The sequence below is a fragment of the Tessaracoccus sp. MC1679 genome (genome assembly GCF_014164775.1).
Lineage (GTDB): Bacteria > Actinomycetota > Actinomycetes > Propionibacteriales > Propionibacteriaceae > Arachnia.
Window position 1 is genome coordinate 59,854 of record NZ_JACJGB010000004.1, and the last position, 14,115, is coordinate 73,968.

A 14,115-nucleotide genomic window follows, 5' to 3' on the forward strand; every position below is an offset into this window, starting at 1 on the left:
CTCCCCTCCTACAGGTCGAGCTGGATCCGGGAGGCGTGCCCGAAGCGGTGCGCGGTGAGCGACACGGATTGTTCCCGCACGTAGGGCAGGCAGGCGAGGCGACCCGGCAGCGGGCCGCCGGGGTACACGGTGGCGTCGATCGAGCCGCCGAGGTCCGCGAGCAGATCGCGCCGCCCGAGGTGCCTGATCCGCCCTGTGGCTGCGGCGTCGAAGCGCGCGTCGTCCTCGACCCTCACCTCGAGACCGGCCTCGTCCAGCGCCGCCGCGACACCCCCGCTGAGCGGCCGGCGCACAGAGAAACCCGCCCGTGCGCCCACCGCCAGCGCGGCTGAGGCCTCGCGGAAAACGGCCCACTCCTCGCACTCCTCGACGCGGACGGTCACTGTCGCCGGCCGGTAGCGCAGGACGTTGCGCTCTGCGGACAGGGCGGTGGGGTCGTGCGAGGCGAGGAACACCGCCCGCGCCGCCTCCTCGTCACCCGCCGCGGCGGCGCCGAGCCGAAGCGCGTCGGCCTCGCCGAGGGCGGCCCGCGAGGCGCGGACCAACCGCGCCAGCATCGGTGAGGTGGGGACGGCGCCCGTGCCCGGCCACTCCTCATCGGCCTCCCAGCGGCCCAGGCTCTGCACGTAGTGCGGCCCGCCGGCCTTGGCGCCGGGGCCCACGGCTGAGCGCTTCCAGCCGCCGAACGGCTGCCGGCGGACGATGGCGCCGGTGATGGTGCGGTTGACGTAGCAGTTGCCCGCCTCGATGCCGTCCAGCCAGGTGTTGATCTCCCGCTCGTCCAACGAGTGGAGCCCCGCAGTGAGGCCGTAGGGGGTGCCGTTCTGCCACCGGAGAGCCTCCGTGAGTGAGGCGGCCTCCATCAGGCCGAGCACCGGGCCGAAGTACTCCACCTGATGGAACTCGCTGCCTGGGCGGACCCCGGCGCGGACGCCGGGGCTCCACAGCCGGTCGTCGTGGCGGCGGGGCCGGATCAACCAGCGCTGGCCCGGCTCGAGTCCGGTGAGGCCGCGCAGCAGCTTGTCCCTGGGTGGCTCGGTGAGGGGCCCCATCTGGGCCGCCGGGTCGATCGGCCAGGCCACCCTCAGCGACCCGACCGCGTCGAGCAGTTGGTCGCGGAACCGGCGCGACCGGGCCACCGAACCGACCAGGATCCCCAGGGAGGCCGCCGAGCACTTCTGGCCGGCGTGCCCGAACGCAGAGGTGACCAGGTCCGCGACCGCGAGGTCGAGGTCGGCAGACGGAGTCACGACGATCGCGTTCTTGCCGGAGGTCTCCGCCAGCAGGGGCATCGACGGGCGCCAGGACCGGAACAGCGACGCGGTCTCCGCGGCCCCGGTGAGGATCACGAGATCTACGCGGCGATCCGACAGAAGCGACTCGCCCAGGGGTCCGTCGTCGACCACCACGAACTGCACCACCCCGGGCGGCAGGCCGGCGCGGTCGCAGGCCTCGGCCAGCAGCGATGCCGTCCTTCGGGCCGGGGGAGCCGGCTTGAGGAGGACGGCCGACCCCGCGGCGAGCGCGGCCGCCACACCCCCCAGGGGGATGGCGATGGGGAAGTTCCACGGCGGCGCGACGACGGTCAGCCCAGGCGGGACGTGGTGGGCGCCCTCGATGCGGTCGATGGCCCGCTCGGCGTAGTAGTGGGCGAAATCAACCGCCTCCGAGACCTCCACGTCGGCCTGGTCGATCAGCTTGCCCACCTCGTCGGCCACCACCGCCACGAGCGCCGTCCGGCCCGCCTCAAGCTCACCCGCCAGCCGGCGCAGGGCGGCGGCCCGCTCAACCGGTGGGACGGCGGCCCATACCGCTCCGGCGTCCCTGCCGCGGCGGAGCGTCTCGTCGATGCCTGCGGACGAGGTCACGGTGGCGTGGCTCACCCTCGCAGCGCCCAACCCCGGGCTGGGGAGGAGTGCGTGGATGCCGGCGGCCCACGCCTGGTTGGCCCGCAGCGCCGGTTCGGTGTCCTGCGCGTTGACGAAGCCGTGGCCGCCGGTGGGTCGGGCCTGGGTGGCCCACTGCTGAGGCACGGGGGAGTCGACGAGGGTGAGGGCATCGCGGAACCGCGCCTCCTCCATGTCCAGGAAGCCGGCATCGCGGCCGAGGTGGGCGGCGCCCGACATGAAATTCTCCGGGGCGGCGTTCTCCTCGAGGCGCCGCACAAGGTAGGAGATGGCCGAGTCGAACTCGGCGCGCGGCACCACCGGGACGTAGAGCCGCAGGCGTCCGACCTCGCGGAGGATCACGCGCTGGAGCGGCGCCCCCATGCCGGAGAGCATCTCGACGTCGACCTGGCCGGTCACGCCCCTGGCTTTCGCGAGCTCCCACGCGGCGGCCACCGTGTACACATTGTGGCTGGCCACCCCCACCAGGAGCCGTGCGGCCCGCTCCGGGGTCAGGCAGAATTCCAGCGCGCGCAGGAAGCCGGCGTCGGTGGCCGCCTTGCCATCCAGGACCGGGTTCTCCCAGCCCCGAAGCTCGGCCTGCACCCGCTCCATCGCAAGGTTGGCGCCCTTGACGAGCCGGACCTTCAGCGGCGCGCCACCAGCCGCGACCCGTCGCCTGGCCAGCTCGTCGATTCGGCGAAGCACCAGGCCGGACTCCTTGAGGTAGGTCTGTACCGCCAGGCCCGCCCGCAGCCCGAGCAGCTCCGGGTCGAGGACGAGCTCGGCGAACACGTCCAGGGTGAGGTGCAGGTCCCGGTACTCCTCCATGTCGAGGTTGACGAACTTGCCTGCGCGGGCGGCCAGGAGCATCAGGGGCCGGAGTCTCGTGACGGCCTCCTCCACGGTCTGGGCGTGCGCCCAGGGGGAGTGCGGTCCCAGGACGGCTGAGACCTTGATGGAGACGTAGTCCACGTCGTCGCGCGCCAGCAGGCGCATCGTCTCGCGGAGCCTCCCGGCGGCGTGGGCGTCCCCGAGGACGGCCTCGCCGAGGAGGTTGACGTTGAGGTCTGCGCCGCGCCGCCGGGCGTGCCGCAGCGATGGGCCCAGCCGCCGCCCCACGTCGATGACCAGGTCGCCCACCAGCGCGGCGAAGGCCGCGCGGACCAGAGGGAGGGCGGGCCTGGGTGCGATGCGGACCGCCCGGAGGCCCCACCGCAGCGGAAGGGGCAGGAACGGGGCCGGGCGTCGCGCCAGCGCCCCCAGCGCCGCGCCGGCCACCGTAGGATCCTCGGGGCGGAGCACCCCGTCGACGAAATCCAGGGTGAACGCCAGGCCGCGCGGGTGGGCGAGGACCCTCGCCAGCAGCCGCGCCGCGGGGGGCTCGGAGCGGCCGGCGGTCTCGGCAGCCCATCGTCGTGCGGTGGCCACCGCGGCCTCCACGGACTGCGGGGTGGTGACACTGAGCATTCAACCATCGTGGCCCAAGCGGCTAGACTGCACCGGACAACTGAATATGTTTCATACCACCCCGCCGCCCAGCGCACGTGTCCGTCTGGTCCTCGGTAGTGGCTTTCGGGCGCCCAGAGAGCGCGCACCCGCGGGCCTCGATCGAAGACCGGCAGGCGTGGCGAGCATCGCCGTGCGCGGGTGGCGACACCCAATCGAAAGGAGCCTGTCCATGGAAGGACCAGGCATCGAATTCGCTGAAGCCGTGATCGACAACGGCAAGTTCGGCAAGCACACTGTACGTTTCGAGGCCGGCGTGCTGGCCCAGCAGGCCGATGGCTCGGCCGCCGTCTACCTGGACGGCGACACCATGTTGCTGTCGGCCACCACCGCGCAGAAGACCCCGCGCGACGCTCTCGACTTCTTCCCCCTCACCGTCGACGTCGAGGAGCGCATGTACGCCGCGGGCAAGATCCCCGGCTCGTTCTTCCGTCGCGAAGGCCGCCCGGGCGAGGGCGCCATCCTCGCCTGCCGCCTCATCGACCGCCCGCTGCGCCCCGCGTTCGTCAAGGGCCTGCGCAACGAGGTCCAGGTGGTTGTCACCGTCCTGTCGCTCAACCCCAACGTCATGTACGACGTCGTCGCCATCAACGCTGCGTCGATGTCCACCCAGATCGCCGGGCTGCCGTTCTCCGGCCCCATCGGCGGCGTTCGGGTGGCCCTCATCGACGACCAGTGGGTGGCATTCCCCTCCGTCGAGCAGGTGTCCAAGTCCGTCTTCCAGATGGTGGTGGCCGGCCGCGTGCTGGCCGACGGCGACGTCGCCATCATGATGGTTGAAGCCGGCGGCACCGAGGCCACATGGGAGCTCGTCCGCTCCGGCAAGACCGCCCCCACCGAAGAGGTCGTGGGCCTGGGTCTCGAGGCGGCCAAGCCCTTCATCAAGGCGCTGTGCGACGCCCAGTCCGAACTGGCCGCGAAGCTGCCCAAGGAGACCTACGACTTCCCGGTCTTCCGTGACTACCAGGACGACGTGTTCGAGGCCGTCTCCGAGCTGGCCAGCGCCCGCGTGGCCGAGGCCATGCAGATCGCCGGCAAGCAGGAGCGTGACGAGGCCACCCACGCCATCCGTCAGGACGTCACCGAGCAGCTCGCCCAGCGCTTCGAGGGTCGCCTCAGTGAGGTGTCCGCCTCACTCAAGGCGCTGACGAAGAAGCTCGTGCGCCACCGCACCCTCACCGACGCGGTCCGCATCGACGGTCGCGGCCCGGCTGAGATCCGCGAGCTGGCGGCGGAGGTCGCGGTCATCCCGCGCGTCCACGGTTCGGCTCTCTTCCAGCGCGGCGAGACCCAGATCATGGGTGTCTCGACCCTGAACATGCTGGACATGGAGCAGAAGATCGACACCCTCTCCCCGGAGCGCACCAAGCGCTACATGCACAACTACAACTTCCCGCCCTTCTCCACCGGTGAGACGGGTCGCGTCGGCTCCCCGAAGCGCCGCGAGGTCGGACACGGCGCGTTGGCTGAGCGGGCGCTGATCCCCGTGCTGCCCACGCGCTCGGAGTTCCCCTACGCCATCCGTCAGGTCTCGGAGGCGCTGGGCTCCAACGGTTCCACGTCGATGGGCTCGGTGTGCGCCTCGACGCTCTCGCTGCTCAACGCGGGTGTCCCGCTGAAGTCCGCTGTCGCGGGCATCGCAATGGGACTCATGTCCGAGGAGGTCGACGGCGAGACGAAGTACATCGCGCTGACCGACATCCTGGGCGCCGAGGACGCGCTGGGTGACATGGACTTCAAGGTGGCCGGCACGAGGGACTTCCTCACCGCCCTGCAGCTGGACACCAAGCTCAACGGCATCCCCGCCCTCGAGCTCCAGAAGGCCCTCCTGCAGGCCCGTGACGCCCGGCACACGCTGTTGGACGTCATGAACGAGGCCATCGACGTGCCCGATGAGATGAGCCCGTTCGCCCCCCGCATCATCACGGTGCGCATCCCGGTGGACAAGATCGGCGAGATCATCGGCCCCAAGGGCAAGATGATCAACCAGATCCAGGATGACACCGGCGCGAACATCTCGATCGAGGACGACGGCACGGTCTACGTCGGCGCCGAGACCGGTGAGGCCGCGGATGCCGCTGTCGCGGCCATCAACGCCATCGCCAACCCGCACCTGCCGGAGCGCGGCGAGCGTTACCTGGGCACCGTCGTCAAGCTCACGACCTTCGGCGCCTTCGTGTCGCTGCTGCCTGGCAAGGACGGACTCCTTCACATCTCGAAGCTGCGCCCCCTGGCCGGCGGCGCCCGCGTCGAGAACGTCGAGGACATCCTGTCTGTGGGCCAGAAGCTCCAGGTGGAGATCTCCGACATCGACGATCGCGGCAAGCTGTCGCTGATCCCGGTGGTGGAGGAGAAGGCCGAGTCGAACGACTGACCTCGGTCACACAGGCACACACCGCAGGGGCGGGTCCGGATGAACCGGGCCCGCCCCTGCGGCGTTCCCCGAAGGGTGGCGCCACCCTGCCGTCGATGCTTGGATGGAGATGGAAGAGAACCAGAAGGGATCACCTATGACAGAGATTCGCGTGGGCGTGTTCGGAGTCAGCGGCAAGATGGGCAGCGAGGTGGTCCGGGCCGTCACCCGCGCCGAGGGCATGACCCCCGTGGGTGGCGCGGACCTGGGGGAGCCCCGGGAACTGGTCAACCGGGCCCAGGTGGTGGTGGACTTCACACACCCTGACGCGGTGATGGACAACATCGAGTGGTGCCTCGGGCGCGGGCTGCACATGGTGATCGGCACCACCGGCTTCAACGATGAGCGCCTCGCGAGAGTGCGGGAGCTCTGCGCCGCGCACCCCGAGGTGGGGGTGCTGATCGCCTCCAACTTCTCCATCGGGGCGGTGCTCATGATGAAGTTCGCCGCACTGGCAGCGCCCTTCTACCCGTCGGCGGAGATCATCGAACTGCACCACCCCAACAAGGCCGACGCCCCCTCCGGCACGTCGGCCACGACGGCGCGTCGGATCGCGGCGGCCCGCGCGGAGGCGGAGTTGGGCCCGGTCCCGGACGCCACCGTCCATGACGACGGCGCCCGGGGTGCCGTGGTGGACGGCATCCACATCCACGGCATCCGGTTGCAGGGACTGGTGGCACACCAGGAGGTCCTCTTCGGCGACACGGGAGAGACGCTGACCGTCCGCCATGACTCCTTCGAGCGAGTCTCGTTCATGCCCGGCGTGGTGGCAGGCATCCGCCATGTTGTGGACCACCCCGGCCTGACGCTCGAGATGGAGTCAGTGCTGGGACTCTGACGAGCCCCAGCCCTCACCTCACCTCACTGGGGCGGGTCCGCGGCGAGCTTGGCGGCCTCCTCAGCCAGCTCGCGGCGCAGAAGTGTCTCCTCGGCCCGTTCCCACACCGCGACGTCGTGCCGGAGCGCCTTGACCACGGAGAAGCACATGCCGATCATCACCAGCGAGAACGGTGCCGCCGCCACGATCGTCAGGGCCTGGAGAGCGGAGATCCCCGAGGTGTCTCCGCCCAATGCGGCAGAGCTGGCCCAGATGAGCACCGCAGCGATCGAGCCCTCCAGCACGGACCAGAAGACCCGGGACCACACAGGCGGATTCGGGTTGCCGTTGTGGGTCAACATGTCCACCACGAACGAACCCGAGTCCGAGCTGGTGACGAAGAACACCAGCACGAGAACGATCGCCACCCCTGACAGGAGTGAGCCGCCGGGCAGCTGGCCCAGCATGTCGAACAGGGCGGTGTTGGTGCTCACCGAACCGTCGACGATGTGGTCTGCCCCGCCGAAGATCTGCTGGTAGAGGGCGGTGCCGCCCATGACCGAGAACCACAGCATGGTGACGGCGGTGGGAACCAGCAGGACGCCGGAGACGAACTCCCGCACGGTGCGGCCGCGGGAGATGCGGGCGATGAACACACCCACGAACGGGGACCAGGCGATCCACCATCCCCAGTAGTAGGTGGTCCAGGCGCCGAGCCAGGACTCGCCCCGATCACCGTAGAACGCGAAGGTCTGGAAGGACATCGACACGAAGTTCTGGATGTAGCCGCCGAATCCGGAGACCAGTTCGCGCAGCACGAACAGGGTGGGTCCGAGGATCAGCACGGCCACCATGAGGAGCGCGGCCAGCCACAGGTTGGCGCGCGACAGGAAGGCGATGCCGCGATCCAGCCCGGAGACCACCGACAGGGTCGCGAGCACGGTGATGCCGGCGATGATCAGCAGCTTGACGGTGGTGCTGCCGTCGACTAGACCGAGGTGCTCCAGGCCGGCCGCGATCTGGTTGACGCCGAGACCCAATGAGGTGGCCACGCCGAACAGGGTGCCCACGACAGCCGCGATGTCGATCGCGTCACCGATGGGCCCGTTGGTCCGCTTGCCGAGGATCGGCTCGAGGGCCCACCGGATGGAGACGGGGCGCCCCTTGCGGTGGACGGCGTAGGCCACAGCCAGTCCGACGACCACGTACACGGCCCAGGCGTGCACGCCCCAGTGCAGGAAGGTCTGCGCCATGGCCCGGCGACCCTGCGCCTCGATACCCGACTCCCCGAATCCGGGCGGCGGCGCCGCGAGGTGCCACAGGGGCTCCGCGACGCCCCAGAACACGAGCCCGATGCCCATCCCGGCGGCGAACAGCATCGCGAACCATGTCCGCCACGGATACTGCGGGGCCTCGTCGGAGGGGCCCAGCCGGATGGTGCCGAGCTTGCTGAAGGCGACGACGAGAGCGAAGATGACGAAGCCCGAGACGAGGGCCACGTAGTACCAGCCGATCGAGTTGACCACGACGGTGTTGATGGCCGAGACGACGTCATTGAACGCCTGCGGTGCGATGAGGGCCACTGTCAGGGCGGCGAGGATGATGAGCGCCGACGAGCCGAAGACCCAACGGTTGAGGCCCCCACCCTCCGTCGGCGGTTCGCACGCATCAGTGGCCATGTCGCGCTCGACGGCGCGCGGGGTCAGGGGTGTGGGCACTGCGGGCTCCCTCGGTCAGGTTCAGGTTCAGTAGGCTCAGAGTCACTCGGTTACGCGAAAAACCAGCCTCCACCCTGTCACGGGCCGTGGACGGGTCGCAAGTCTCCTGTCTCGATCACACCGAGATGTCGGTGTGCATCCGGATCAGCTTGATGCCGGGGGCGCCATCGTCGGTCCCGATCTCCTGGTGCGCACCGTCCGCAGCCCAGCCGCAGCCGGACAGGAAGGCCCGCAGCGCATCGTCGGAGGCCCGAACCCACATCGTCGCCACCAGATAGCCGTCCCGGCGCAGCGTGTCGACGGCGGCGTTGATCAGACGCGATCCGTGGCCGGCGCCCCGGTGCCGAGGGTCGACGACGAACTCCGCGACCGTCCCGTCGCGCTCGGCGCGGTCCGGATCCCCGCTCGGCCCGGTGACGGCGAACCCCACCACGCCCACGTCGCCGATGGCCACCAGCACGCGCAGGTGGGCCAGCGGGGGCTTGACGATCGCCTCGTGCCACACTCGCGTCGCCTCGTCTGCCGGGAGGCCGCCGCCCGCAGCCGCCAGCAGGCCGGATTCGGCCCAGGCGCGCCGCTGGACGCGGGCGACGTCGACGGCTTCGGCGGGCATGGCCAGGCGGACGGTGTCGGTGACAGACATGGCGCCATCGTAGGGGCGGCCGCCCCCCTATCCACTAGCCTGAGCCCATGACCGACGTGACACTACCCCCCAAACTGGCCCCAGGAACGTTGCGGGTGATCCCGCTCGGAGGGCTCGGGGACATCGGTCGCAACATGACCGCCTTCGAGATCGACGGGCAGATCGCCCTGGTGGATTGTGGTGTGCTGTTCCCGGAGGATCACCACCCCGGTGTCGACCTCATCCTCCCCGCGCTGGGCTACCTCGACGACAGGCTCGACGACATCGTCGCCCTCGTCCTCACCCACGGCCACGAGGACCACATCGGAGCGGTGCCCTATCTGTTGAAGAAGCGCCCCGACATCCCGATCTACGGCTCGAAGCTGACCCTGGCGTTCCTCGCCACGAAGCTGCGCGAGCACAAGATCCGCAACTTCGACCTCGACGCCGTCGAGGAGGGCGACATCGTCGAGATCGGCAATTACGAGTTCGAGTTCCTCGCCGTCACCCACTCCATTCCGGACGCCCTGGCGGTGGCGATCCGCACCAAGGGCGGGCTGGTGCTGCACACCGGCGACTTCAAGATGGACCAGCTGCCGATGGACGGCCGCCTGACCGACCTCCGCGGCTTCGCCCGCCTGGGTGAGGAGGGTGTGGACCTGTTCATGGTGGACTCCACCAACGCGGAGTCCCCAGGGTTCACCACCCTGGAGCGGGACCTCGAGCCCGCCATCGCGCGCGTCTTCGATCAGGCCACGGGCAAGCTGATCGTGGCCAGCTTCGCCAGCCACGTGCACCGCATCCAGCAGATCCTGAACATGGCCGTCAAGCACGACCGCAAGGTTGTCTACGTGGGCCGCTCGATGGTGCGCAACATGGGCACCGCGCGGGATCTGGGCTTCCTCAAGGTGCCGGCCGGGACCCTCATCGAGCTGAAGGAAATCGACAAGTACCCGCCGAGCAAGGTGGTCATCGTCTCTACCGGATCGCAGGGCGAGCCGATGGCCGCGCTCAGCCGGATCGCCAACAGCGACCACCCCGTCGTCGAGGTCGGCCCGGGCGACACCGTCCTGCTGGCCAGCTCGCTGATCCCCGGCAACGAGAACTCCGTGTACCGGGTCATCAACGGACTCTCCGCACTCGGCGCCACCGTCGTCCACAAAGGCAACGCGCTGGTCCACGTCTCGGGGCACGCCTCAGCGGGCGAGTTGTTGTACTGCTACAACATCCTGAAGCCCCGCAACGTGCTGCCCGTCCACGGCGAGGCGCGCCACCTGATCGCCAACGCCAAGCTCGCGCAGGCCACGGGCGTCCCCGCTGCGCGCACCATCGTGGCCGGCGACGGAGACGTGATCGACCTCAAGGACGGCATCGCCAAGAAGGTCGGCTCGATCGATGCGAGCTACGTCTTCGTCGACGGCTCGTTCGTGGGCGACATCTCGGAGTCCATCATGGACCGCCGGATCCTGGGCGAGGAGGGCTTCGTCTCCGTGATCACGGCTGTGGACGTGCACAACCGCACCATCGTCAGCGGCCCGGACATTCACGTCCGCGGCATCGCCGAAGACAGCAGCGTCTTCGACGAGGCCCGCCAGCGGGTGGCCGATGCACTCACCGACGCGATGCGCGACGGGGTCAACGACTCCTTCCGCCTGCAGCAGGTGACCCGCCGCGTGGTGGGCCAGTGGGTGGCGCGGTCACTGCGTCGCCGCCCGATGATCGTGCCGGTGGTTGTCACCACCTAGAATGGGCATGCCCGGTTTGACCGGGTGCGGGGCGCCCACGTACAGTTGGCCCTCGGTGCTTTGCCCCCTGTCGGGTCGGGCGCGCCGCAAGGCTTGAAGCAAACAAGAAGGTAGGTCAGTCGTGTACGCGATCGTGCGCAACGGTGGACGTCAGCACAAGGTGGCTGTTGGCGACGTCCTGGACATCGATCTGGTGTCCGAAGAGGTCGGCAACACCGTCACCCTGCAGCCGCTGCTGCTGGTCGACGGCGACAAGATCACCTCAGATGCCAAGGGACTCGGCAAGATCAGCGTCACCGCTGAGGTGCTGGGCATGAAGAAGGGTCCGAAAATCCGGATCCTGAAGTACAAGAACAAGACCGGCTACAAGAAGCGCCAGGGTCACCGTCAGCGGTACACCCAGGTCAAGGTCACCGGGATCGAGAGCTGAGGAGCTGACACTATGGCACACAAAAAGGGCGCGTCCTCGACGCGCAACGGTCGTGACTCGAATGCCCAGCGCCTGGGCGTGAAGCGCTTCGGAGGCCAGGTCGTCGGCGCGGGCGAGATCCTCGTGCGCCAGCGCGGCACCCACTTCCACCCGGGCGACGGTGTGGGTCGCGGTGGCGACGACACCCTCTTCGCCCTGGTCGAAGGCCAGGTGGAGTTCGGCGTCAAGCGCGGACGTCGCGTCGTCAACGTCGTGACAGCCTGATCCTTCGGCGGACACTCATCACAAGAACGGCCCTCCGGGGCCGTTCTTGCTTTTTCGATACACTCGGCCTCGGCTGATAAGGAGCTTTCCATGGCTATTCCCTCGTTCGTCGACCGGGTCAAGCTGACCGTTCAGGCCGGCAACGGCGGCCACGGCTGCACCTCCATCCACCGCGAGAAGTTCGTTCCGCTGGGGGGACCGGACGGCGGCAACGGTGGCACGGGAGGCTCCATCATCTTCCGGGTCGACGACTCCCTCTCGACCCTGGTCGAGTTCCACCGCCAATCTGTCCGGAAGGCCGTCAACGGGCAGCCGGGCAAGGGCGACCACCACGACGGAGCCAACGGCGATGACGTCGTCCTGGCGGTCCCCAGCGGCACGGTCGTGACCGACGCCGAGACAGGGGAGGTGCTGGCAGACCTCACCGAGCCGGGGGCTGAGTACGTCGCCGCAGCCGGGGGCAAGGGCGGGCTCGGCAACGCGGCGCTGGCCTCGGCCGCACGCAAGGCTCCCGGCTTCGCGCTGCTCGGCGAGGAGGGGGAGAGCCGGCTGGTCCAGCTCGAGCTCAAGGTGATCGCCGACGTCGGCCTCGTCGGGTTCCCGTCCGCCGGGAAGTCGTCGCTGATCGCCGCCATCTCCCGGGCGCGGCCGAAGATCGCCGACTACCCGTTCACCACGCTGATTCCCAACCTGGGCGTCGTGGTCGCCGGGGACGTCACCTACACCGTCGCCGATGTGCCCGGCCTGATCGAGGGCGCCTCCGAGGGTCGCGGCCTGGGCTTCGACTTCCTGCGCCACATCGAGCGGTGCCAGGCCATCGTGCACGTCATCGACCTCGGCACCTACGAGCCGGGGCGTGACCCGCTGACGGACCTGGAGATCATCGAGGCCGAGCTGACCGCCCACGGGGGCCTGGAGGACCGGGTGCGCCTGATCGCCCTCAACAAGGTCGACCTGCCGGACGCGCACGAGATGGCGGAGATCGCACGCCCGGATCTGGCGAAGTTCGGGCACCGGATCTTCGAGATCTCCACCAAGACGGGGGAGGGGCTCAACGAGCTGAAGTTCGCCATGGCTGAGATCGTGGCCGCCCGGCGCGCCGCGCTGCCCGAGGCTGCCAAGCCCAGGCAGGTGCTCCGCCCGCTGCCCGTCGCACGCCGCGCGGCCGGGCCGGAGTTCACCATCGTGCAGAAGGGCGACGGCGAGGGCGGCCTCGTCTGGCGGGTCCGCGGCGAGAAGCCAGAGCGTTGGATCAAACAGACGGACTTCGCCAACGCCGAGGCCGTGGGCTACCTGGCGGACCGGCTCAACAGGTTGGGCGTCGAGGAGAAGCTGCTCGAGATCGGCGCGCGCCCCGGAGACGCGGTCGCGATCGGAGGCGAGAACGCAGTGGTGTTCGACTTCGCCCCGCAGGTGGAGACCGGCGCGGAGATCCTGAGCCGTCGCGGCGAGGATGTCCGCCTGGAGACGCCTCGGCCCGCCGCCTCGCGCCGCCGTCGGATGGACGCCGACTACCACGCGGCCAAGGCTTCGGGCATCGACTTCGCCACCACCGGCTACGAGCCAGCGCCGGAGGTGGGCGACGACGATGAGGGCTGAGGTCGCGGGTGCTGACCGGGTGGTCGTCAAGGTCGGCTCGTCCTCGTTGACCAGGCCCGACGGCCACCTGGACCCGGCCCGGGTGGCGATGCTGGCGCGGGTGCTCTCGGCGCTGCACGGTCGCGGGGTCCGGGTGGTCCTCGTCACCTCCGGCGCCATCGCCGCCGCGCTGGGCCCGCTCGGGCTGAGGCGCCGGCCGCGGGACCTGGAGACCCAACAGGCGGCCGCCGCCGTCGGCCAGGGGCTCCTGATCAGGCACTACTCAGACGCGTTCGCCGAGCACGGCGTCACCGTGGCGCAACTGCTCCTCACTGTCGAGGACGTGTTGCGGCCCAGGACCTACCGCAACGCGCTCAACACCATCTCGCGGATCTTCCGGCTCGGGGTGATCCCGATCGTCAACGAGAACGACACCGTGGCCACCCACGAGATCCGCTTCGGAGACAACGACCGCCTCGCGGCCCTCATCGCCCACCTGGTCCGCGCCGATGCGCTGATCATCCTCAGCGACGTCGACGGCCTGTACACGGCCCATCCCGACACCCCCGGCGCCCGTCGGATCGATCGGGTCGAGGACATCTCCACCCTCAAGGTCGACACGTCCCGGGTGGGGTCAAAGGTCGGCACCGGGGGGATGCGCACCAAGGTGCAGGCGGCCGAGATCGCCACCCAGGCGGGCGTCAGCGTGGTGCTGAGCCTGGCAGACCACCTTGAGCGCGCGCTGGCTGGCGAGGACGTGGGCACCTTGTTCCTCCCCACCCGGAAGCGCCGCCCACGACGGTTGCTGTGGCTCGCCTTCGCGGCGGAGCCCCGCGGTTTCCTCCACGTCGATGCCGGCGCGAGGCGGGCACTGGTGGAGAAGAAGGCGTCCCTGCTGGCGATCGGGGTGCGCGAGGTGGTGGGCATCTTCGCCGAGGGCGAGCCGGTGGAGATCGTCGGGCCGGACGGGGAGCCTGTGGGTCGCGGATTCGTCGGCTACTCCAGCGCGGAACTGATCGCCGAGATGGGACACAGCAGCGTGGAGGATGGTCATCGCGGCCAGCGCCCGGTCGTGCACCGCGACCACATGATGCTCGCCGAGGACTGATCGCACGCCCCTTCGTGCAGCGGAG

General features: G+C 69.7%; 10 protein-coding genes. 7 read left to right on the plus strand and 3 right to left on the minus strand.

The features are described from left to right. Nucleotides 1-8: 8 nt before the first annotated feature. Entirely contained in the window at nucleotides 9-3,356 is a 3,348-nt protein-coding gene (locus H5398_RS07585) for a bifunctional proline dehydrogenase/L-glutamate gamma-semialdehyde dehydrogenase (RefSeq protein ID WP_182799603.1), read from the minus strand. A 211-nt stretch (nucleotides 3,357-3,567) separates the two neighbouring features. Here H5398_RS07585 and H5398_RS07590 point away from each other — a divergent pair, with 211 nt between their 5' ends. Then, entirely contained in the window at nucleotides 3,568-5,769 is a 2,202-nt protein-coding gene (locus H5398_RS07590; RefSeq protein ID WP_182782996.1) for a polyribonucleotide nucleotidyltransferase, read from the plus strand. Nucleotides 5,770-5,905: 136 nt separating this feature from the next. Beyond that, entirely contained in the window at nucleotides 5,906-6,646 is a 741-nt protein-coding gene (gene dapB / locus H5398_RS07595) for a 4-hydroxy-tetrahydrodipicolinate reductase (protein WP_182799604.1), read from the plus strand. 23 nt (nucleotides 6,647-6,669) lie between these two features. Here the strand turns inward: dapB and H5398_RS07600 are convergent, their stop codons facing one another. Together H5398_RS07600 and H5398_RS07605 are read right to left on the minus strand one after the other, a co-directional pair. Then, entirely contained in the window at nucleotides 6,670-8,343 is a 1,674-nt protein-coding gene (locus H5398_RS07600) for a BCCT family transporter (protein WP_220489243.1), read from the minus strand. A gap of 115 nt (nucleotides 8,344-8,458) precedes the next feature. Next, nucleotides 8,459-8,986, minus strand: coding sequence for a GNAT family N-acetyltransferase (locus H5398_RS07605; RefSeq protein WP_182782994.1), 528 nt, complete (start codon nucleotides 8,984-8,986; stop codon nucleotides 8,459-8,461). A 47-nt stretch (nucleotides 8,987-9,033) separates the two neighbouring features. Between H5398_RS07605 and H5398_RS07610 the strand changes: the two genes are divergently transcribed. The 5 genes from H5398_RS07610 to proB all read left to right on the plus strand — a co-directional run bounded on the left by H5398_RS07610 (nucleotide 9,034) and on the right by proB (nucleotide 14,090). Beyond that, nucleotides 9,034-10,710, plus strand: a complete 1,677-nt coding sequence (locus H5398_RS07610) for a ribonuclease J (RefSeq protein WP_182782993.1) — start codon at nucleotides 9,034-9,036, stop codon at nucleotides 10,708-10,710. A gap of 121 nt (nucleotides 10,711-10,831) precedes the next feature. After that, entirely contained in the window at nucleotides 10,832-11,140 is a 309-nt protein-coding gene (rplU, locus tag H5398_RS07615; protein WP_182782992.1) for a 50S ribosomal protein L21, read from the plus strand. A 12-nt stretch (nucleotides 11,141-11,152) separates the two neighbouring features. Continuing rightward, nucleotides 11,153-11,404, plus strand: a complete 252-nt coding sequence (rpmA, locus tag H5398_RS07620; protein ID WP_182782991.1) for a 50S ribosomal protein L27 — start codon at nucleotides 11,153-11,155, stop codon at nucleotides 11,402-11,404. 90 nt (nucleotides 11,405-11,494) lie between these two features. Further along, nucleotides 11,495-13,003 (plus strand): GTPase ObgE, encoded by a 1,509-nt coding sequence (gene obgE, locus H5398_RS07625; RefSeq protein WP_182799605.1) that lies wholly within the window; start codon nucleotides 11,495-11,497, stop codon nucleotides 13,001-13,003. Beyond that, nucleotides 12,993-14,090: a glutamate 5-kinase gene (gene proB, locus H5398_RS07630; RefSeq protein ID WP_182799606.1), complete on the plus strand. Its 1,098-nt coding sequence runs from the start codon at nucleotides 12,993-12,995 to the stop codon at nucleotides 14,088-14,090. Before obgE ends, proB begins: the two co-directional genes overlap by 11 nt. The last annotated feature ends 25 nt before the right edge of the window (nucleotides 14,091-14,115 follow it).